This window comes from Bradyrhizobium sp. 154 (assembly GCF_023073875.1).
Classification (GTDB): domain Bacteria; phylum Pseudomonadota; class Alphaproteobacteria; order Rhizobiales; family Xanthobacteraceae; genus Bradyrhizobium.
Genome location: NZ_JADPKG010000067.1, coordinates 1 through 22,043, shown reverse-complemented (window position 1 = coordinate 22,043; position 22,043 = coordinate 1). Strand labels below are relative to the sequence as shown.

The 22,043-nt window shown below is 57.9% G+C and carries 21 protein-coding genes and 1 pseudogene; 19 read left to right on the top strand and 3 right to left on the bottom strand.

All coding sequences use genetic code 11. The features are described from left to right. Positions 1-19: 19 nt before the first annotated feature. Positions 20-436, bottom strand: a complete 417-nt coding sequence (locus tag IVA92_RS17130; protein WP_346015599.1) for a helix-turn-helix domain-containing protein — start codon at positions 434-436, stop codon at positions 20-22. A 727-nt stretch (positions 437-1,163) separates the two neighbouring features. Between IVA92_RS17130 and IVA92_RS17125 the strand changes: the two genes are divergently transcribed. Beyond that, positions 1,164-1,403 carry a hypothetical protein gene (locus IVA92_RS17125; protein WP_247276162.1) on the top strand — a complete coding sequence of 80 codons (240 nt, stop codon included), beginning with the start codon at positions 1,164-1,166 and terminating at the stop codon, positions 1,401-1,403. A gap of 577 nt (positions 1,404-1,980) precedes the next feature. Then, positions 1,981-3,537 carry a PAS domain-containing protein gene (locus IVA92_RS17120; protein WP_346015480.1) on the top strand — a complete coding sequence of 519 codons (1,557 nt, stop codon included), beginning with the start codon at positions 1,981-1,983 and terminating at the stop codon, positions 3,535-3,537. A 97-nt stretch (positions 3,538-3,634) separates the two neighbouring features. Here IVA92_RS17120 and IVA92_RS17115 read toward each other — a convergent pair whose 3' ends face one another. Next, positions 3,635-4,291, bottom strand: coding sequence for a response regulator transcription factor (locus IVA92_RS17115; RefSeq protein ID WP_247276160.1), 657 nt, complete (start codon positions 4,289-4,291; stop codon positions 3,635-3,637). 181 nt (positions 4,292-4,472) lie between these two features. After that, positions 4,473-4,850 (bottom strand): response regulator, encoded by a 378-nt coding sequence (locus tag IVA92_RS17110; protein ID WP_247276159.1) that lies wholly within the window; start codon positions 4,848-4,850, stop codon positions 4,473-4,475. A gap of 547 nt (positions 4,851-5,397) precedes the next feature. Here IVA92_RS17110 and IVA92_RS17105 point away from each other — a divergent pair. The 17 genes and pseudogenes from IVA92_RS17105 to IVA92_RS17025 all read left to right on the top strand — a co-directional run. Further along, complete coding sequence (locus tag IVA92_RS17105) at positions 5,398-6,042, top strand: hydrolase (RefSeq protein WP_247276158.1); 645 nt, start codon at positions 5,398-5,400, stop codon at positions 6,040-6,042. A 29-nt stretch (positions 6,043-6,071) separates the two neighbouring features. Beyond that, positions 6,072-6,356: a XapX domain-containing protein gene (locus tag IVA92_RS17100; RefSeq protein WP_247276157.1), complete on the top strand. Its 285-nt coding sequence runs from the start codon at positions 6,072-6,074 to the stop codon at positions 6,354-6,356. Beyond that, positions 6,353-8,236: an amidohydrolase gene (locus tag IVA92_RS17095; RefSeq protein ID WP_247276156.1), complete on the top strand. Its 1,884-nt coding sequence runs from the start codon at positions 6,353-6,355 to the stop codon at positions 8,234-8,236. Before IVA92_RS17100 ends, IVA92_RS17095 begins: the two co-directional genes overlap by 4 nt. Position 8,237: 1 nt before the next feature. Next, positions 8,238-8,657 (top strand): DoxX family protein, encoded by a 420-nt coding sequence (locus IVA92_RS17090; protein ID WP_247276155.1) that lies wholly within the window; start codon positions 8,238-8,240, stop codon positions 8,655-8,657. A gap of 28 nt (positions 8,658-8,685) precedes the next feature. Further along, on the top strand, positions 8,686-9,594 hold the full coding sequence (locus tag IVA92_RS17085; protein ID WP_247276154.1) for a glyoxalase: 909 nt from the start codon (positions 8,686-8,688) through the stop codon (positions 9,592-9,594). Positions 9,595-9,678: 84 nt separating this feature from the next. Further along, positions 9,679-11,034 (top strand): alginate export family protein, encoded by a 1,356-nt coding sequence (locus IVA92_RS17080; RefSeq protein ID WP_247276153.1) that lies wholly within the window; start codon positions 9,679-9,681, stop codon positions 11,032-11,034. 8 nt (positions 11,035-11,042) lie between these two features. Next, entirely contained in the window at positions 11,043-11,747 is a 705-nt protein-coding gene (locus tag IVA92_RS17075) for a DUF1275 family protein (RefSeq protein ID WP_247276152.1), read from the top strand. 39 nt (positions 11,748-11,786) lie between these two features. Next, entirely contained in the window at positions 11,787-13,289 is a 1,503-nt protein-coding gene (locus IVA92_RS17070; protein ID WP_247276151.1) for an alginate export family protein, read from the top strand. Positions 13,290-13,341: 52 nt separating this feature from the next. Continuing rightward, positions 13,342-14,562, top strand: coding sequence for an ABC transporter substrate-binding protein (locus IVA92_RS17065; protein WP_247276150.1), 1,221 nt, complete (start codon positions 13,342-13,344; stop codon positions 14,560-14,562). A gap of 394 nt (positions 14,563-14,956) precedes the next feature. Beyond that, positions 14,957-15,442, top strand: a complete 486-nt coding sequence (locus IVA92_RS17060) for a heme-binding protein (protein WP_247276149.1) — start codon at positions 14,957-14,959, stop codon at positions 15,440-15,442. 60 nt (positions 15,443-15,502) lie between these two features. Then, a complete protein-coding gene (locus IVA92_RS17055; protein WP_247276148.1) occupies positions 15,503-15,835 on the top strand; it encodes a hypothetical protein in 333 nt (110 codons plus the stop codon). Positions 15,836-16,920: 1,085 nt separating this feature from the next. Then, a pseudogene (locus IVA92_RS17050) lies at positions 16,921-17,247 on the top strand (transposase); the annotation flags it as partial. A gap of 239 nt (positions 17,248-17,486) precedes the next feature. After that, the gene (locus IVA92_RS17045; protein WP_247276147.1) at positions 17,487-18,059 is read left to right on the top strand and encodes an ABC transporter substrate-binding protein; all 573 of its coding nucleotides are present in this window, start codon (positions 17,487-17,489) and stop codon (positions 18,057-18,059) included. Next, positions 18,056-18,808: a gluconate 2-dehydrogenase subunit 3 family protein gene (locus tag IVA92_RS17040; RefSeq protein ID WP_247276146.1), complete on the top strand. Its 753-nt coding sequence runs from the start codon at positions 18,056-18,058 to the stop codon at positions 18,806-18,808. The genes IVA92_RS17045 and IVA92_RS17040 overlap by 4 nt, the downstream gene beginning before the upstream one ends. A 23-nt stretch (positions 18,809-18,831) precedes the next feature. Beyond that, positions 18,832-20,598, top strand: a complete 1,767-nt coding sequence (locus IVA92_RS17035) for a GMC family oxidoreductase (RefSeq protein ID WP_247276145.1) — start codon at positions 18,832-18,834, stop codon at positions 20,596-20,598. A 270-nt stretch (positions 20,599-20,868) separates the two neighbouring features. Then, on the top strand, positions 20,869-21,174 hold the full coding sequence (locus IVA92_RS17030) for a hypothetical protein (RefSeq protein WP_247276144.1): 306 nt from the start codon (positions 20,869-20,871) through the stop codon (positions 21,172-21,174). Between the two features lie 194 nt (positions 21,175-21,368). Further along, the coding region (locus IVA92_RS17025; protein ID WP_247276143.1) for a porin at positions 21,369-22,043 on the top strand (675 nt) is incomplete at its 3' end.

The following is a 22,043-nucleotide window of genomic DNA, read 5'->3' as shown; positions in this document are numbered from 1 at the left end:
CGCGCAAGCGACGATTTCGTTATTTGCGGGCGTTTCCCCGTTGCGTGTCGAATTGCTGTCGGGCCCCCTCGACCTGGTCTTGGTATGCGACGGCCCACCGGTATAGAGCGGAAAACGGCCCCGCAAGAGTGCGACCGAGCGGGGTGATGGCGTATTCGACCGCCACAGGAGAGGTATCAACCACCGTTCGAGAAACCATCCCACTTCGCTCAAGGCGACGGAGCGTCTGAGTCAATGACTTCTGAGTAATGGGCTCCAGTGCGCGCTTGAGCTGATTGAAACGCGTCGGACCTCGCGAGAGCGCCGCAATCACCAAGATCGTCCATTTGTCGGCGATCTCTTCGATCAGCACCCGATTTGGGCAATCCGCCGGGAACGGCCAAATTTCCAGCTCTGGCGGATAGATGAGTTCAGGACGATGAGCTTCATTTTGCACGGTGCGGTATCCGATCCGAGACCTAGTAGCGGGTTAGTGCCTAATTTACATGAGCGCCGTGCCGATACTATACCCCTTCCCATGAAGTGACGGGATGTAGGTTGGGATGAACATGCAAAACCACCAACCGTGCACACTTCAGCCGGTGACGGTCCTGTTCGAAGATTCGAAGCCGTTGGCCATTACCGATACAACTATCGTCGCGGCGCACAATAACGGGTCCGGAATACTGGAAGGCGCTCGGCGCCTAAAGCTCGGGGTATCGTCAGCCGTTTTGGAGGTTGCAGCCGCAGGCGGCAGGCCAGTCTCGGCTCTGTCGACACAACGCTTGGAGTAAATGCAGCGGGTTCATCGACTAGATGAAATCCTTTCACTTCCAGCTACGGCACGAAGAGCATCGATTACATGCCGCCTCGAACTGATGCATCTGCCAAACTCAGGAGACCTCAAATGCCCAAGCGTGATATGACCGCAAGACAGCGCCATCGCCCTGATCGACTATCAGCCGGCAATGTACCAGGGCGTGCAGTCTCATGACCGCCTGGTGGTGTTCGCATCGATCAAGCGTGACGAGCAAACGGCTGGACGCGATCCCTGGTGTCGGGCCGGCGCTGGCAATCGCTTTGGTCACCAGCATCGCGGATCCCAAGACCTTCCGATCGGGACGACTTCTCGGCCTGGGTTGGGCTGTTGCCAAAGCAGAACGCAAGCGGAGGCAAGGACAAGCTTGGCAGTATCAGCAAACAAGGTGATCGCTATTTGCGCACTGTTTACGGCTGGTCCGCTCGCCGTGATCCGCTACGCCAAAATCCATGGTACCGGCCATCGGCCCTGGCTTACGGGACTGCTGGTGCGACGACCGACCAAGGTCGCCGCAATCGCGCTTGCCAACAAGCTCGCCAGGATGACGTGGGCGATGATGGCCAGGAGCGAACGCTACAAGGAACCGGTCGCGCGCACGGCGTAAACGAGATCGCGCCGGACACCGCCGGCGTGACGTAACGGTTGGGAGGACGAACAGCACGTAATGCAGTGCCGGTTGATCCGGCGATCAGGACAACCCACCTGGGCCATAGCATCTTTAAATGCGTGCTTTTGATCGGGACCTGATCCGCGGAAGGCATTATGGCCAGCGGTCATGGGTACCGCACTCAGAGGCCGAACACATGGCTGCTCCGACCAATGCTGCAAAATGAAGATTCTTCTTGCCAACCCGGAGCCGTCCACACATGGCCCAACGCGGATGTGCTGCGAGATCCGCTTCGCGCCACTCTTCGGGGCAGCCGCGCAGCAGCGATCTCCTGCTGTTAGCCGGCTGTTCTAGGTGGTCATGCTCGCGTTGATCGGTCCTCGTTATCGCGGCGCCTATACCCAAGCCTTCGGCCTTGGTACGGCATGAAAGCTCAAGGTCTTCATGGCATCTTTTCGTTTGACGCTAGGTGCCGATTTAAAGCCCATCGCCACCGCTACTCGGTTTCTGGTGACGCATGCGCGATGGTTGTGGTATTCGTTCAAAAAAGAAAATGGTAAGTTGAGCCAGCCGAATGATCGAGCGACCTGAACTAAGCCGTCCATCGCAGTTGCCAATGCCGCGGCGCTCCATGTCGAGAGTGGCGGTCGACGAAGGGGCGCATGAACCAGAGCACTCAGCACTGGACAATGAAATGAGCGGTCTAGTCGACGCCGTCCCAATGCTGATCTGGCGGACCTCGGTGGCTGGGTCCGCTGAATTCTTAAATCGACGCTGGTTTGAGTATACCGGCTTGTCAGCGGATCAAGCTCGTGGGCCGATATGGGAGTTGGCGGTCCACCCAGACGATCAGGAACGCCTAAGGGACGTTTGGCGAGGTAGTTGCCAAGCTGGTGAAGTCGACGTTCGACTGAAGGGAGCAGACGGTGCACATCGCTGGTTTCTCGTCCGCTACACGCCCTTGCGGGGCGAAGCCGGACAGATCGTCGGATGGTGCGGAGCTAGTACTGACATCGAAGATCGTAAGCGAATCGAACACGATCTAGTCCGGAGCAAGGCAATTCTGGACGAAACACAGCGGGTAACCCACTGTGGAAGTATGGGCTTGGACTTCTCGACGGGCGAGGTCTTCTGGTCCGAAGAGGGAGCACGAATTTTCGGTTTTGATCCAAAAGACAAGCCGGCGGTCGAACTCATTGGACAACGGATCCACCCGGACGATCGATGGCTAATGCATCGTTCGATTGAGCGGGCGATGGCTGGCGAGCCAGAAGAGGAATTTGACGTCCGTTTAGTCATGGCGGATGGCTCGATCCGATATGTGCGCAGAATTCACCCTCCCGGTGGAACCACAACATCGCCACTCGGTAGCATTTGCGCGGTCATGGATGTGACGCTCGCGAGGGAGGCCGACGCTGCTTTGCAAGAGGCTCAGCGCGAACTTGCGCGCGTCACACGGATGGCGTCCCTGGGAGAATTGGCATCGATCACGCACGAGATCATCCAGCCACTATCTGCGATAAAGACCACTGGTGAGGCTTCTGTTCGCTGGCTCGATCACCGCACACCTAACTTGGAGGAGGCGCGCCAGGGCCTTCGTAGGATGATCAGGTGTGCGGACTCCGCAGCCGAGATCGTGCATCATGTCCGCTCAATGTCAAAGAAAGCGAAGCCGGAACATACGACCTTCGACCTCTTTGAAATGATCCAAGAAGTTCTACTTCTTATTCGAGGCGAACTCGTGGAGCATCATGTACTGCTTCAACTTCAAATGGGGGACGGATTACCCCCCATTCGGGCCGATAGAGTTCAGTTAAAGCAGGTCGTTATCAACCTGCTCACGAACGGCATCCAAGCCATGGCAGCCATTGAATCGACCCGCGTGCTATCTCTCCGGACCAAATGGCGCGTTGAGGACCGACATGTTCTTATTGAGGTCGAAGACCGCGGCAGCGGCATCGATTCCGCAGACGGCGATCGGCTGTTCGAGCCATTTTTCACCACCAAGCCCGAGGGAATGGGGATGGGGCTTGCGATTTGCCGATCCATTATTGCTGCTCATCGGGGAAGACTCTGGTTTTCCCGCGGGGAGGGCACCACCATTTTCCACGTCGAGCTTCCCGTCGAATGAGCAGAAAACGCGCGTCAGTGCTCCAACGCAACGTGGCTGAACAAGCGATCCTGAGATGACTGCCGAGAACTGCACCCCGAAGCTTGGGGGGCTGATTTTATTGAACTCGCCGGAGGCGCACAGGGATTGGTTGGGTTAGTTGTAGCCTGTCCGACATGCGAGCAAGCTCCGGCAGTGACGCAGCACGCATCTTCCGCATCACCTGACCCCGGTGGACCTTCACAGTAATCTCGCTTATGCTGAGATCTGCGGCGATCTGCTTGTTGAGCCGCCCGCTCACCACAAATCCCATCACCTCTTGTTCGCGAGGTGTGAGACTTTCGTAGCGAATTCGGAGTTCTGAAAGCTCCCGTTCACGGTCAAGCCAAATCCGGTCACTCGCGTGACCAACGGCGATGGCATCAAGCAAATCCTGATCCCGAAACGGCTTTGTAAGGAACTCGATAGCACCCGCCTTCATAGCGCGGACAGACATCGGGATATCGCCGTGCGCCGTGATGAAGATAATGGGCAATTGCCTATTTGGGCCGGCGCAAAGCTCCCGTTGCAAGTCCAACCCGCTTTGCCCGGGCATTCGGACATCGAGAACCAGGCAAGTAGGCCCACCCGGCAAAGCGGCGCTGAAGAAATCCGCTGCCGAACAAAATGATACAAAACGAAAACCGACCGACCGAAGGAGCGTACCCAGACTACTTCGCACTTCTGGATTGTCGTCGACCACGATTACAGTCAGCTCGTCTGATCCTTCTTTCATCGCCTCTTGTCCGTAAAATTGGCCAACGGAGAAGCTTAGCGCACTTTGCACGGAGGGAAAACTGGCCTGCGTGCAGCCGGTTTAGGTCGTCCGTCTTGACCTACCCGATACGACCCCAACGAGGGGACCAGGATGAGAAGGCGCTTTTTGTGCGACTTGCAACGCATCTGAAACGGGCGACTTAAGCTGTCCCGTCCAAAGCCATGCGGATCCCGTCAAGCAGATCCTCCTGCGAAAAGGGCTTCACAAGATATGCAATAATACCAGTTGCTTCGGCAAACGAACGAACGTCGTCGTCCGGATAGGCGGTTATCAAAATGGTTGGAATGGCGGCGCCGGCTCCGGAAAGGTGGCGGCAGAGATCGATGCCACTCATCGCCGGCATGTTGACATCCGTGATCAAGCAGGCCGTCTTTGAGAATTGCTTTGAACGCAAGAACTCTTGCGCCGAAGAGAATGCTTCAGCCGCGAACCCCACCGACCGCATCAATCCTCGAATGGCGTCGCGAACGTCCTCATCGTCGTCTATGACCGCAATCAGATGTCGCTTCATTCGCACCTGCAGCCTCTCGCTGTGAGCAAGTGTGGCGGAATAGCAGAGTTGCCCCTCTACGCGTGCTTGAGCAGCTTCACAACTATAGGGGCAGGCTGAAACGTTTTCGACTATACAATGGTGTATCGCTCTGGGCGCAAGTTTCAACTCCTCACGGTCCACTCGAACATATAACGGTGCCCTTTGCTTATGGGCCAGTCAACCGAGCGAATGATCTGCGACTGCTGGTGGAGCATGCGATTTAGTCGACTACCGCAACTCAAGTTGGGCGCACTTGTTATGGAAACACGGAACACCGTGTGCCTAGCACCATCGTATAGTATGGCCGCTCCTATAGTGTAGGAAGTCAAACCGATCGTGCGATAGAGCACTTTAGTGAAGAATCGTACCTTCCCCTTCGTTCGATGATTCGCCGCAAGGCACTTTGACTGGACCTTCGATTTTAGCGCGAGTCGGTGATGCGACCCGTGCTCAGCGCAGGTCAGCGCTCCGCACGCGTTCGTTTGGCCCCGCGCAAAGCGAAATATGCATCCTTCAACCTAGGAGAACCGGAATGCCGAAGCTCGATATGCTCACACCGCAAAGCAGCGCCATCGCCCTGATCGACTATCAGCCAGCAATGTACCAAGGGGTCCAGTCGCACGACCGTTTGGTGCCCTTCAATAATGTGCAGGTGGTAGCAAAGGCCGCCAAGCTGTTCGGCATTCCCACAATCATTTCAACCGTAGCGGAAAAAACGTTCTCCGGTCCGTTCATGCCGGAGATCACGGAGCTCTTCCCGAAGCAACCGGTGATCGACCGTACTTCAATGAACGCGTGGCTTGACGAACCCTTCCGGAAAGCCGTGCGAGAGACCGGACGAAAGAGGTTCGTTGTTGCGGGGCTTTGGACGGAAGCCTGCGTAATGTTCGCGGCTCTAGACATGCTGAAGGAAGGTTTTGAGATATTCGTTCCTGCAGACGCATGCGGGGATCTATCGGCAGAAGCGCATAACCGCGCCATGGATCGGCTAGTGCAGGCAGGAGCCATTCCCATCACGTCGCTGCAGCTTGTTTTCGAGCTCCAACAAGATTGGGCTCGGCAAGAGACATACGAGGGCGTGATGGACATCCTGCGAGCTCACTCGCCTTATGGCATCCAGGTTCGCTTCTCCAAATGGGCGCTTGGTGAGCATGCATCTGAGGCCGGCTCGCGGTAGCCGCGATACACCGAAATGAGGAGGTCTTCATGAAGGTTTACGTACTCTCTTTGGCGGCGGGCCTGCTGGTGGGCGTGATCTATTACCTCCTCAACGTACGCTCACCGGCGCCGCCTTTGGTGGCGCTGGTCGGACTTTTGGGAATTCTGGTTGGCGAGCAGGTCGTCCCCGTCGCCAAGCTCCTCATAGGGGGCGCCAGCTTTTCCCAGGCATTCCATCTTTCGAGCTGCGATTCCCACATTTTCGGCATGCTGCCCGGCCGACGCACGGTCGGTCCGATCGATGGGCTTAAGAATCGCGAGAAGCAAGCATGAGCAACCAGGGACCCGATCTAATCCTGCATCACGGTCTGTTCGCGACGCTTGATCGCTCGAACCCGGCGGCGAGTGCCGTGGCGATAAAAGGCGGGCTGTTTACAGCGGTGGGGCACGTCGGCGATGTGATGAAGCTCGCTGGTTCCTCGACAAAGATCGTCGACCTGAAAGGGCGGCGCGTGCTGCCGGGCCTGATCGACAATCATCTCCACATCATCCGCGGCGGTCTCAACTTCAACATGGAACTGCGCTGGGACGGCGTGTGGTCGCTCGCCGATGCAATGGCGATGCTGAAGAAGCAGGTCGCAATCACGCCGCCGCCACAATGGGTAAGGGTGGTGGGCGGTTTCACGGAGCACCAGTTCGCTGAGAAGCGATTGCCAACCATCGACGAGCTCAACGCAGTCGCACCTGACACACCTGTCTTCATCCTGCACCTTTATGATCGCGCCATGCTGAACGCTGCAGCGCTACGCGCCGTCGGCTACACCAAGCACACGCCAGAGCCGCCGGGTGGCGAAATCGCGCGCGATGCGATGGGCAATCCGACCGGTCTGCTGCTCGCCAAGCCCAACGCCAACATCCTCTACGCCACGCTGGCGAAAGGCCCGAAGCTGCCGTTCGAATATCAGGTCAATTCGACCCGTCACTTCATGCGCGAACTCAATCGCCTGGGCGTGACAGGTGCGATCGACGCTGGAGGCGGCTTCCAGAATTATCCGGAAGACTATGCGGTCATCCAAAAGCTCTCTGACGAAGGGCTGCTCACGATCCGGCTCGCCTACAACCTGTTCACACAAAAGCCGAAGGGGGAGAAGCAGGACTTCCTGAACTGGACCCAGACCTCGAATTATAAGCAGGGCACGGACTACTTCCGCCATAACGGGGCAGGCGAAATGCTGGTGTTCTCGGCGGCCGACTTCGAGGACTTCCGCGTGCCACGTCCTGACATGCCGCCGGAGATGGAGGGCGAGCTCGAGGAGGTCGTTCGTATCCTGGCTCAGAACAACTGGCCCTGGCGGCTTCATGCGACCTATGATGAGACCATCTCGCGTGCGCTCGACGTATTCGAAAAGGTCAACCGGGAGATCCCGCTGGATCGCCTGCATTGGTTCTTCGACCACGCCGAGACAATTTCCGAGGCATCGATCGACCGCATCGCCGCGCTCGGCGGCGGTATCGCCGTGCAGCACCGGATGGCCTACCAGGGCGAATATTTCGTGGAGCGCTACGGCTACGGCGCCGCCGAGGCGACACCGCCGGTCAAGAAGATCATCGACAAGGGAGTGAAGATCTCCGCAGGTACCGACGCGACGAGGGTAGCCTCCTACAATCCCTGGGTCTCGCTGGCCTGGTTGGTGACCGGTATGACGGTCGGTGGGCTCCGGCTATATCCGCAGCGAAACTGCCTCGACCGCGAGACGGCACTCAGGATGTGGACGGAGAACGTCACCTGGTTCTCGAACGAGGAGGGCAAGAAGGGCCGGATTGCAGTCGGACAGCTCGCCGATCTGACCGTCCCCGACCGGGACTTTTTCTCTTGCGCCGAAAGCGAGATCGCCGACACGACGAGCGACCTCACGATAGTGGGCGGACGCATCGTCTACGGTGCCGGAGATTTCAAGTCGCTCGATGACACGCTGCCTCCGCCGGCGATGCCGGACTGGTCGCCCGTACGCAGCTTCGGCGGGTACGGCAATTGGGTCGGTTCGGACGGCAAGGCCACCGCCATCAGAGCTAACGCGATGCAGTCGTGCGGCTGTGCCAATCTGTGCGGTGTGCACGGTCACGACCACGCGCGGGCTTGGTCGGGCGAGCTGCCGGTGTCGGATTTCAAGAGCTTCTGGGGCGCGCTCGGTTGCGCCTGCTGGGCCGTGTGAGATGTTCGCCAAATCGGATACGCCGAGATGGGTCGCTACAATCCTGTCCTGGCCATGGCTTGCGGCGGCAGCCAGAATAGCTCTCGTCTCCGCGTTCTTGATTGGGGGAGGTCAGAAAGCTCTCGATTTTCCGGGGGCAGTTGCCGAGCAGGCGCATTTCGGTCTCCAGCCGGCATGGCTTTGGGCAACAGCGGCCATCATCGTCGAACTCGGCGGCTCCGTACTCGTCATTCTTGGACGCTGGGTGTGGCTGGGAGCCGGAGGCCTCGGCGTGCTGACTGCAGTCGCCATGCTTACCGCAAACGCTTTCTGGACCATGACCGGCCATGACCGCTTCATGGCCCTCAACGCCTTCTTTGAGCATCTGGGCCTGATCGCCGGCCTGGTGCTTGTGTCTATAATGTCCTTGCGCTCGAAATGAGCGCTCAACTCCGTGTTCGAGGTGTGCCATGATCGGCAAACGTCATGCAATTGAAATTCTCCTCGCCTGGTCATTGCTATTCCCATCGCTGGCAATCGCGCGGGATCAGGGAGCGCTTGCCGCGCCACAGGTTGGCGTCGGCGCGCAATACGACACCACACATGTCTATGTCGCTCCGGAAGACGTGGACAAGTTCGTGGCCAGCTTTATCTCTACGTTCGGAGGCCAGAGCACGAAGCAGGTCGTTGCCACCGTAACGCCCACGCCGAGCAGCACCACTTCCCAGCTTCTTCAGACGCCCGTTGGCACCGTGTCCCTGTTCGGATTCAAAACGTCCATTCCTTACCCGTTCGGCGCCGAGCGAACGGGCTATCTCGTTACGGACCTCGACCAGGCGATCGATGCGGCCCGGGACGCTGGCGCGGACGTACTGGTGGCAGCCTTTCCGGATCCCATCGGACGCGATGCGGTGATCCAGTGGCCAGGCGGCGTGAACATGCAGCTGTACTGGCACACCACGAAGCCGTCCTATGCGGCATTCGAGACCATTCCCGAGAACCGCGTTTATGTCTCTCCCGACCGCGCTGACGCCTTCACCCGCAGCTTCTTGCGGTTTTCACATGGAAAGATTGTTTCCGACGATCAGCACGCCGCCGGCGTCGAGATCGGCCGAGCGAAAGATACATTTAGGCGCATCCGCATTGAATCGATATTCGGAAAGATGACGGTGTTCGTCACCGATGGCCACCTGCCTTACCCGTACGGGCGGGAGCTGACCGGTTACGAGGTGAAAGACCTGCAGGGAACTTTGATCAAGGCCAAGGCTTCGGGTGCCACTGTGCTTGTCGAGCCCTATACTTCTGATGGACGGCTCGAAGCCATGGTACAATTTCCCGGCGGATATATTGCGGAGATTCACGCAGCCGTACCAAAATGAGGGGGCGGGATGGCGTTGTCGCTGCGACGATTGTTTCTAGGCAGGGAATGGGCGACATGCGTAGTGTGTCTTGCGGCGTCTCAGATGGCCTGGGCGGATGATCAGAAGTCTCAGCCTTCCGCGCCGCAGCGGCCCGCCATCATGTTCAACCGGTACCAGGAGGACTGGTCGGTGCTGGCGAATCCTCGGGTGACGCGTGAGCCCTTTGATGAGCTCAAATATATTCCGTTGTCCAGCGTCGATCCTTACACGTACCTCTCATTCGGCGCGAGCACCCGCGATCGGTTCGAGTCCAATAGCGCGGCGAATTTCGGCACCGGTGGGAACCGCAGCCAGAATTACGTTATCAGCCGAAACGAATTCAATGCCGATCTCCGCGTAGGCAGTGAACTACAGGCGTTCGTGCAATTTCAGGCCGCCTATGCGCCCTGGAAAACTCAGTTGACGCCGGTCGATCGGGACAAACTCGATCTTGAGCAGGGTTGGGTGGCTCTAACCGAGTCCGTCGGAGGCGGAACGTTGAAGCTGAGGGCCGGACGGCAGCAGTTTGCCTTCGACCTGCAGCGCTTCATAGCCGTTCGCGACGGTCCCAACATCCGGCAATCCTACGACGCCGCTTGGGCAGACTACGAGATTGGAGCTTGGCGGTTCATCACCCTCTACAGCCTGCCGGTTCAGGTTCGCGATAACACGATATTCGATGATTACAGCAGCGTCACTACGCAGACCTTCGGGTTGGCGCGGACGGAGTATAAGTTTTCTGAGTCTCTCTTCATTGCTGGTTACTATGGCAATTTCACCCAGGGTAATGCGCGGTTTGCAAATGCCTCCGGCGCGGAGCGCAGAGACATTTTCGATGTCCATCTGAACGGTAATGCCAATCATTTCGATTTCGACTTCGAAGCAATGGGCCAGACCGGAAGCATCGGTATCGAGCCGATCAAGGCTTGGGCTGTGGGCTCAATTGCTGGCTATACCTTCGCCGACGTGAAATGGAGTCCGAGAGTAGGTATCCAACTCGACGCGGCGTCCGGTGACGGCAACACCAAGCGAACCTTTGGCACATTCAATCCGCTCTTTCCCAATGGTTATTACTTTACGCTTGCTGGTTACACCGGGTACACCAACTTGATCCACATCAAGCCGTCGCTGTCCCTGCAAGTGAGTTCGTCCGTGAAGATCATGCTCGCGGCAGCGGCTTTGTGGCGCCAGACCGCGGCCGATGCGATCTACACTCAACCCAATGTCGCCGTCCCGAACACCGCCGGCCGGCCAGGCGCCTATACTGGAAGCTACGGCCAGCTTCGAGTCGACTGGTCCATAGATCGCGCGACTTCATTTGCAGTTGAGGCGGTGCACTTCAAGATCGGAGATGCATTGCGCAACGCCGGCGGCCACAACTCAACTTACGTAGGCGTAGAGATCAAACGCGGATGGTAGTGCCCCAGATGTCGAGTCGAAACGCCATGATCGTGCCTTTTCTCTTGAGCATCACCGCAGGCTATGTCGACACGGCGGGCTTTCTCGCATTGCAAGGTCTCTTCACAGCCCATGTGACCGGCAATTTTGTGACTCTTGGCGCGTCGCTGGTTCTCGGCACATCGGGAGCCGTTGCGAAACTCCTGGCCCTTCCGGTCTTCTGTGCGGTCGTCATGGCTGTCCGCCTACTCAGCTCGGCATTAACGCCGCGCTCGAGCTTGGTCTTCGAAGCCATGCTCAGCCTCAAGCTTCTCCTGCTAATCATCGGCGCTGTGCTCGCGATCGAGTTTGGACCGTTCCAGGACGGGGACGCTTGGCAGGCGGTAATTACCGGAATGGTGCTCGTTGCGGCGATGGCGGTCCAGAACGCCGTGCATCGGCTTTATCTTGGAAGCGCACCTCCCTCTACCCTGATGACCGGAACGACCACGCAGATCATGATCGACCTTGCGGATATGATCTACGCCAGGGACAACGTTGCAACTACCCAAATCAGGTCGCGCGTCGCAATGATGTCCAAGAACGTCATCGTCTTTGCCGTCGGCTGCGCCGCCGCCGCTCTCTTGTACGCGCACTATAACGTTTGGTGTTTCTTGGTGCCTCCGCTATTGGCCGGAATTTCGCTGCTTGCTCGATTGGCGGAACCGACGCTGAAAGAAGGATCGAAAATCTAACCGTTCCAGTCTGTTTCCAATTTGCGGACAGATTCGAAGATGCAGATCGACGCTATCGAAGACGCTAACTGTTCTGTAGTTTTCGGGGCCGGAAAGTTAGTCGATAGGGCCGCCCCCGTGGGCGCGGTCCTCGCGGCGACGGCCATCTTCGTTGCGGTTGTCGTCGCGCTACCTGCGAAAACGCTGTCAGCAGAAGTCGCTGGAACGGAAAAATCGAATGTCGTACCGCTGAAGACGACGCTCCTGCGCTATGACGAGGACTATTCCTATTTGCGAGATCCGGCAAAGCGAACGGGAGCCTGGTGGGAGCCATACAAGTACATTCCGCTCGACTTCGGCGATGATGCCGACCTCACGCTCGGCCTGGAGCTTCGGTTCAGGGAGGAGGCGTATCGCAACTTCAACTGGGGCGAGAGTCCAGTCAACCAGTATCAGTGGTACCGGATGCTGCCATATGCGGACCTGCATTTGGGCCCAAACCTGCGTCTGTTCAGCCAGGTGATTGGCGCGTGGGTCACGGATAAGGAAATGGTCGGCGGCATCGACGCAACCGGGACAGAACTGCTACAGGGCTTCGCGGATATCAAGCTGCCATTGGCGAGCGGCACTGATCTTACCTTGCGGGGAGGGCGACAACTTCTGTCTTATGGCACTGAGCGGTTGATCAGCTTGCGGTACGGCCCGAACGTGCTTCGTTCCTTTGACACGGCATTGGCGTCGATTCAATCTTCTCCGTGGCGGTTGGACGCTCTATACGCGCGACCGGTCCGAAACCTGGTCGGCAGCTTCAATGACCGCTTCGATCCGGAACGCTCGCTCTGGTCGATCTATGCTACTGGCCAACTGACCGAGATCAGCTCCAAACCGGGGCTTGACCTCTACTACATCGGTTACCGCAATGCCGCCGCAGAATTCAATCAGGGGCGCGGAGACGAAGAGCGACACACTATTGGCAGTCGCATCTTCGGCGCCGCGGAGGGATGGGACTGGAATTTCGAAGGCATGGCTCAGTTTGGCCATTTCGGTCACGGAGATATTCGCGCCTGGTCGATTGCCTCTGATACGGGCTACACGTTCGCCGGCGTCACCTTCAGCCCGCGGCTTGGCCTGCGGGCCAACATCATCAGCGGTGACCGCAATCCAAATGACTCCACCCTTGAGACCTTCAATCCACTGTTCCCCAAGGGAAAATATTTCGGCGAGATCGGCCTGCTCGGGCCATACAACCTGATCAATGCTCACCCGACGCTCACCCTTCAATTGGACCAGCATTGGACCCTCGATCTGGCAACAGTCTTCTATTGGCGTGAAAGTCTTGGTGACGGAATCTACGGTCCCGGCGGTGACCTCGTGCGACCGTCGGATAACAGCCGCTCACGCTACATCGGAACGCAAGCCGATATAATCCTGGGCTGGCAGCCCGTCCCTTGGTTCGGCGCGGCGCTGTCCTACTCGGTATTCGTGCCTGGGCAGTTCATACGGGATACGGGCCCATCCAAGACGGCGCATTTCGTAGGCATTGAGGCCATGCTGAAGTTTTGATTTGAGAGTTGCGACGCCAAATGCAAGTGATCTCGTGAGGGGAGCCTACCAGATGCGCATGATGCTGAAGACCGCGTTGGCAGCATCGCTGCTTATCGTACCAATGCTCTCTTTCGCTGAATCGGAGACGAAAGACGCGGGAGACAGAGAAATCCGCATCGGCAACATCATGCCGTATAGCGGTCCCTTGACGGACTTTTCCTCCATTGGAAAGAGCGAATCTGCGTATTTCAATATGATCAACGATCACGGGGGCATCAATGGTCGGAAGGTGAAGTTCATCACGCGTGACGACGGCTCGAATCCGCGGAAGGCGTTGGAGCAGACTCGCCGGCTGATCGACGAAGACCATGCCCTGCTGATTTTTGGTTCGTTCGGAACACCGGGCAATTTCGCCGTACGATCTTACCTAAACGAGAACAAGATACCGCAACTGTTCGTCGCTTCCGGCGACGAAGAGTGGAATAAACCGGATGAGTTTCCATGGACAATCGGCTGGCAGCCTTCGTTTCACACGGAGGGGCGCATCTATGCGAATTATGTGCAGGCGTTTTATCCGGACCGTAAGCTGGCCGTGCTCTGGCAGAACGATCAGTTCGGCCGCGATCTGTTGATAGGTCTGAAGGAAGGTATGGCGGACTGGGCGCGCATGATCGTAGCCGACAGTACCTTCGACATGTCGGACAAATCGATCGATAGGCAGATTGATCTTCTGAGAGCATCGGGGGCAGGGGTTTTAGTTTTCGCGGGTTCGCCGAAACCGGCTGAACTCGTGATGCGGAGGTTGGTGGACATCAATTGGTACCCAGTCGTCATCCTCACCAACGTCGCCGCGCCCGCCCTGCGCGCTCTCACGCAGGCTGGCGTGCAGAACACGGCGGGAGTCGTCTCTACGTCGTTCCTGAAAGATGTAGCCGATCCGGCATGGAAAGATGACGAGGGACTCAAGCGATTCTCAGCGTTCATGGACAAGTACTATTCCGATGGCGACAGGCAAGATCGCAACGTTGTTTTTGGTTATGCTGCTGCCGAAACGCTGTCCCAAGTGCTGGAACAGTGTGGCGATAATCTCTCACATGAGAACATCATGCGACAGGCCACGTCCTTGAAGGATTTTCAGAGTTCAGTCACGCTCCCGGGAATTGAGATCAGTACCGGTCCAAATGACTTTAGGCCGATCAAGAAAGTGCGACTTGTGCAGTTTGACGGCAGCTTGTGGCAGCCGATAGGTGACGTGATCGATAGCGCGTTTCTCGGTTCGGCTAACCGTTAGATCGTGAGAGAGGGCGACTCCTCTTTGCGCTTTACTCAATCGGTCCCGCAGGGCATGCCGAACCCCAAGTGTGCAACATCAAAGTCATTGCGGCATTACAATGGTGTTTCGACAATCGGATTGGTCCCACTGCGTCGGCAGTCCAGTCGGGCGGGCAGTTTCGTTTCGCTCCCCAAACGTCATAGTGCATAGTGTTCATTCGATGAGTGAAATCGCTGCACTTCTAGAGAGCTTTAAAACTGTCAATACTAGCTGTAGGAGATGACGCATTGCGACCCATATCGCATCGCCCTTGGAATACCACCTCCGATTAAGGATCTAGCCCGCAGAGGCTTTCCGACTCTTAGTATGCATCGCGTTGGATTCGCGCACACGGTCTAAGGAGACTATGTCCATGCAGAAGCTCGGCCGACTTATGTTATTGACCACCCTGGTTGCGCTCGCCCTTCAGCCCCATGCTGCAACGGCTCAATTCGTGGACAAGAAAGTCCTCACTTTAGCTGCCGCGGAGAAGATCGTTGCAGCCGCCAAAGCAGAAGCGGAGCGGAATCGACTGGCCGGCGTAATCGCGGTTGTCGATGATGGCGGCTGGCCTATCCTATTGCTGCGAATGGACAACGCCGCCTACGTTGCTAGCGTGGAATTAGCGCCGGGAAAAGCGCGAACTGCCGCGCTCTTCAAAAAGCCGACCGAAGCGCTCGAGAATGCAATCAATCAGGGTCGTTTTGCGGCAACTACTGCGCGCGATTTCACCGAAATGAAGGGCGGTCTGCCGATCGTCGTCGATGGGCAGGTCGTCGGCGGCATTGGCGCAAGCTTCGATACCCCGGATCATGATGTTCAGATTGCACAGGCGGGACTTGCAGCACTGAAGCATTAGCTGTGATCCATCCACCAGAGGCTGCTGAGGCATATCTCATTGCTTCAGGAAAGGCTCAGCATGATGAAGATCTGGATCATCAGGTGGGGTTCGATCTGGCGGGACATCGCTTCCAATGTCCGAACCATAAGCATCGGTGGCTACGTGCTGATCAGCATCCTGTTGGCCTTGTTGGCTGTTGCGACGGTGCTTGCGTATCTGGGATGGTCGTCAGCAGCAGAAGCAGGTGTTCCTCCCTCAGGATACCTTGCGATGGCAATTGGTGTACTCTTTTCTCTGATCGTCGGGGCTGGATTGATGACTCTTCTCTTTTACAGCAGCCGCTCCGGATACGACGAACCTGCCAAGATCATTCCTTCCGACCGCGACGAAAACCCGGGGTCCCAAAACTAGGTGGTCGTCTCGGCTCAACCAACGGCTCATATGACGGCCGGGCCGAATCTAAACCAACCCAATTGCTTCGTCGTCGCAAGCCGACGCTGCCACGGCTCCACATGTTGGCGCGAACACCAAGCGTTCACGATTCCGCGCGTGTGCCGAACGCGTCGATCAGGATATAGTCGTCCCCTGCTGTTGCCCAGTCTTGCTGAGTAGCATGAAAATAGGTCGACATCGTAATCGTCGAATAAGGCCCGGCCTCCGGTCTTAGGTACCATGTCCGAGGTAGGGAGTTAACAGAATGATAGGCTAGGTGAAGGGCGTCCCGCGGACGGCTGGAGCGATCTCTCAGCCAAACCAATGACCGGGTATCCGGCTGATTGAACGGAGGCCAACCGCGGCAGGGCCGATATGTGTTGAATTGTGCCGGGCACCTGCACCTTCGCCAAGAGTTCTGGAGGCGGCGCCGAGGGCATGTACATGTCCGGGAAGTTGTGGCTTTCGCGACGCTTTGACGAAATCACGGCAGCAATCGCCGCAACGCCTTCGGTTCCAACGACTTGAACTTCGGCCTGCCAAATCGAGAGGGAGCGACTACCGTCGATATTTTCCGTGCGGAGTTTGTTCTCGCGCCCTGATGTGATTGCCTTGATAAAATGAACATTCAGCGTCGAGGGACTACCTTGATCGATTGCATCGCTCAAGACTGCCCTGAGCAAGAAGGCTGCTGTCCAACCACCATACATACCGGCTGTCGCCTCTTGTCTGGAGTCAGCAAGAGCGACCCAAGCGTGGTTTCCATCCGACCCGAGACGAGAGGTCTCCTCAAAAACGGACGTCATCGAAATTCGGCGGCCAGGCGTGACAGCAGGAACGGATATCAAGGACATTCCTCGCCAAATGGAAATAGCCATTGTTCGAGAATAACGTAAGTAAAGTTGCAGTGACGCCGTCCCGCGTTCAACTCCGCCAAGGTCATTTTCGGCGGTTTCAGGGCTGGCCCGGAATCATTGCGTCTGGCGCGAGTCCCGTGACTCAAACTCACAAAATGCGCTCCGAACTCGCCGATTATTAATGGACTGCCCCGGTCCTGCCCACGCATTCGACCTGCCGGAAAACTGCTGTCTCGACTGAAGTCCGGGTCAATGCTGCTTGCTGACCGTGGCAATGACTCAGACTGGATCAGAGAGCTTGCTATGAAGAGGGGCGCATGGGCCAACATCCCGCCGAAAAGCAATCGCAGCGATCCGATCTGCTTTAGCCCGTACCTCTATCGCGCTCGCAACCTCGTCGAACGGTTCTTCAACCGGATCAATCAGTGCCGTCGGGTGGCGACGCCCTACGACAGGCTTGCAGGAAACTACCTTGCGTTCGTCCAACTCGCATCTCTCCGCCGATGGCTGGCCGCGCGTGAGTCCGCGCCCTAACCTAATCTAAGTTGACGACACCAGATCTGAATGCCGGAGCGGCCGGTTGTTCGTTCCGGCAGGGTTATGCCGGTTGATCTCTACGTTCGGCGGAGCAACCCATCTGATCGCCAAAAAGTAGGGCCGTGGCGATAGTGGACGGTCTTACATGAAGGTGGTTCAGGACCACCCTGCAAGACTTTCACTTCCCCGACGCGCCATTCTGGCCAAGATGACAGTACTGGGGTTGGGGGAAAAGGATGCATGTCTCGGTGGGATCGGCCCGAAGCGGCACGCACAAGTCGCTCGGGCTGGCGCTGGCGCTCGTGACGTTCGCAAAGTCTGCCACCGCACAGAACGGACCGATCAGCCTTGGCGTGCTCACTGACATGTCGTCGCTCTATGCCGACAATGGCGGCCGAGGCTGCGTCGTCGCAGCGCGAATGACGGTGGGCGATTTTAAGAGCAAGGTCCTGGGGCGGCCGATCGAGATCGTGGCCAGAGATCACCAGAACAAGGCTGACACCGGTTCGACAACCGTGCGGCGCTGGTTGGAGAACGACAATGTCGAGGCCATTCTGGATGTCCCGATCCGTCGGGCTGACCGTGCAGGGCATCACCCGCGACAAGAAGAAGCTCTTTCTCGCCGTTGGGGCCGCCACGTCCCGTCTGACCGGCGACGAGTGCTCGCACACCGGCAATCCACTGGACCTACGGACACCTATGCTGGCGCAGGGGACGAAGAGGGCGATTTCACGCCGCTGCGCCAAATCATGGTTCTTCCTCTCGGCCGACTCGGGCCGTCACAACTTGAAAGGCGAGGTCAGCCATGACCATTAAACGTCGTGAATTCGTTGTTGGAGCGGGCGTCATTGGAGTCGTCGGCGTAACTGGCGGATCAGTAGCCCCACAACCCGCATCAGCAGAGCATGCGATGCAAATGGGAGGGAAGCAGACTGCTCAAGCATCCTCACCCGCAGAGTCGCCAACTTCGGCACCACCAGAGAAGCGCTCTTATACGTTCCTCAATCCCGACGAGGCCGCCTGGGTGGAGGCAGCAGTCAATCATATGATTCCGGCGGATGACTTGACGGCCCGCGGCGTCGATCTGGGCATTGCCTATTTCATCGATCAGCAATTGGCAGGCGGATTCGGGCAAGGCGGTAAAATGTTTATGCAAGGTCCATGGCATCCCGGGGAGCCCCAACAAGGGTGGCAGGTCCGCCTCTCTCCAGCGGAAGCTTATCGCGCCGCCATCCCCGCGATCAACGCATACTGCACTAAGACATACGGCAAGGACTTTTCATCGATCACAGAAAGTCAGCGTGATGAGGTCTTAAATGATCTCGGCACAGGCAAAGCGGATTCAGGACCGCTCCCCGCTGGCCTCTTCCTCGATCTGCTCTATCAGAACGTGATGGAAGGCTTCTTCAGCGATCCCGCTTACGGCGGCAATCGCGACAAGGCAGCGTGGAAAATGATCGGCTATAGCGGGGCGACCGGTAACTTCATCGACCTGATCGATACGACTTACAACAAGCCCTACACCGAACCAAGTCAAAGCATTTCTGACTTGAGCTGATCTCAGATCGAAGGAGAATTACGATGGCGACGAAGTTGAAACCCGTCGACGCAGTCATTGTGGGCTTTGGCTGGACCGGGGCAGTGCTGGCCAGGGAACTGACAAAAGCAGGACTCAACGTGCTGGCGATCGAGCGCGGCGGGATGCGCGACACAATCCCGAACTTTGCCGCACCGATGATTCATGACGAATTGCGTTTCGCCATTCGTCACGACCTGATGCAGGACGCGTCCCGCGAAACTCTCACGTTCCGCAACAACGTTGACCAGACGGCGCTGCCGATCAGGCGCTGGGGATCGTTCCTGCCGGGAAACGGTGTGGGCGGCGCAGGCGTCCACTGGAATGGCCAGCACTATCGGTTCGCGCCGAGCGAATTCAGGATCCGCAGCCATTATCGCGAGCGATACGGCAAGACATTCATTCCCGACCAGATGACGATACAAGATTGGCCGGTTACGTACGACGAGCTTGAGCCCTACTACGACCGCTTCGAATATCTCTGCGGCACCGCCGGGAAGGCCGGCAACCTCAAAGGCGTGATCCAGGAGGGCGGAAATCCGTTCGAAGGGCCCCGTGCGCGCGAATATCCAAATCCGGCGATGAAGCGCAGCTTTCAAATGAGGATGTTCGAGGATGCTACGCGGGAAATGGGATTTCACCCCTATGTTCAGCCGTCGTCAGACGTGACGCAAGCCTACACGAACCCCGAGGGGGTGGACATGGGCTCCTGCGTATACTGCGGGTTCTGCGAACGCTTCGGTTGCGAAATGTCAGCGAAAGCAAGCCCGCAATCGACGCTTCTGCCACTTCTGCTGAAAGACCCTAGATTCGAGCTACGTACGCTTTCTCATGTCACGAAGGTCAATCTCGACTCCGGCCGCAAAAAGGCAACCGGCGTTACTTATATCGACTCGCAAGGTCGCGAGTTCGAACAGCCCGCCGATATGGTACTGCTCTGCGCATTTGGCCTGCATAACGCACGGCTGATGATGCTCTCGGGAATCGGTCGCATCTACGATCCCAAGACCGGCAAAGGCGGCGTTGGGCGCAATTACGCCTACCAGATGTCCAGCAGCGTCACCGCGCACTTCAACGATAAAGTCTTCAACCCGTTCATGGGCGCCGGTGCGTGCGCCATGATCATAGACGATTTTAACTACGACAACTTCGATCATGGGCCGCTCGGCTTCGTGGGCGGTTCTTACATCTGTGTCGAGAGCAAGGGGCAACGGCCGATCGATTTCCGTAACCTGCCACCCGGCGAGCCTCGCTGGGGTAAAGGCTGGAAGCAATCGGTTGCCCACTGGTATAACCGAACTTTCGTGATCGCGTCTTTCGGCAGCGTCACAGCCCAGCGCAGCAATTATCTTGACCTCGATCCGAACTATAAGGACGGATTCGGTAATCCCCTGCTGCGGATGACGTTCGACTTCAGCAAAAACGATCTGGACATGTCGAAGTACTGCACCGATCGTGCAGCCGATATCGCCAAACACATGAACCCGGACAAAATGGGCATCAATTATCGCAAGGCACCTTATTCGATCGTCCCTTACCAGACGACGCACACGACAGGCGGCACCATTATGGGAGCCGATCCAACAACCAGCGCTGTCAACCGGTATCTGCAAAGCTGGGACGTTCCCAACGTGTTTGTTATGGGCGCGGGCGCCTTTCCGCAAAACCCGTCGCACAATCCAACGGGCACTGTCGGAGCTCTGGCCTATTGGGCGGCCGATGCAATCACAACGAAGTATCTGAAATCGCCGGGGCGCCTGGTCGCGAGCTGAGCACGTCGGATCCGTGCCGATGGCGCCAGCCATCGAGTAGAACGTGTCCCTAGCGATCTGAGTTTATTCCGGAGCGGCCGATGTACGCCAAGGTTTGACTGGTGCAGAATGCCATATGTTCTCAAGGTAAACGGCAAGCGGCATACGGCCGACGCTGCAATTTGCGTTTGGCCGCTATCTGTCCGCAGGTGCCGAAGTCGCGGTCGATGCCAAGGGCAATGTCCGTGTCGAGCGCGTAGTCTGCGCGGTGGACTGCCGGTTCATCCCGGCATGATCGACGCGCAGGTGCAGAGCGGAATCACCTTCGGCCTGACCGCGGCGTTGCGCGGGGCGATCACGATCAAAGACGGCCGGGTCGAGCAGTCCAACTTCGATACTTATCCGCCCATGCGGATTGACGAGGTTCCGCGCATCGAGACCCAGATGGTACCAAGCAGGGAAAATCCCGGAGCCTCGGCGAGGCGGCGGACTGCGATCATCGCACCGGCGGTAACGAATGCGATTTTCACCGCCAGCGGACGTTGCATCCGAAAAGCTGCCGAAGAACAAGCCATCGCGGAGCGCGGGCTCAAATGAATGCCCCGAGCCATTTTGCCTTCGGCGGGTCGAGTTAAGGGGTGCCTTAGTCGACACGCCCCAAGAGGCGATACGAAGCATAAAACGGCGCTTCAGGCTTGTTCGCCTCCGCGCATTCTTGCATGAGCGGCAGCAGCCACCCGAAAGTTCATTGCAATTAGAACAGAGCCCACGATTAAGGAAGAGATTTCAGCATGATCAGGAAACCATACGCAGCCGTTGCTCTAAGTCTCGCCGCCGCATTGGCATCCTCACAGGCCCAGGCCCAATCGGCGAGCAGCAGCGAGCAGGAGATCGCACTGCTGAAGCAGCAATTGAAACTGCTGGAGCAGAAGCTCGACAAGCTCCAGAGTCAGACCGCGGCCAATACGGCGGCCACGGCGAAGGCCAAAGCCGAAGCAAAGGCTGAGGCTAAGGCCGAGGCGCGCTCGGAGGCAAAGGCCGCGGTCGCCAATGCCCACGCGGCGATACCCGTCAAGGGACCGGCGCCGGCATCCGGTGTCGTCGTGACGATGCCAAACAACCGGCCGACCATCTGCACCGCCGACCAGGCCAACTGCGTCGCCATCACCAGCCGTGTGCATTGGGATGTCGGCGGCGACGATTATCGTCCGAACACCGCAGCGACCGTGCCGCAGAAGCTTGACAGCGGCCAGAACGTTCGCCGCGCGCGCATCGGCCTCACCGGCAAGTTCTTCAACGACTGGAACTTCGCGCTGGTCTACGACTTCGGCGGCTCGTCCGATGGATTTGGCGGCGCGGCGCCGGGCTCCCTTCCGGGCGGTGGCGTCTCCGGGGTCGAGAACGCCTATCTCAGCTACACCGGCTTGAAGCCGTTCGGCGGACGGATGGCGATCGAGGCCGGCATC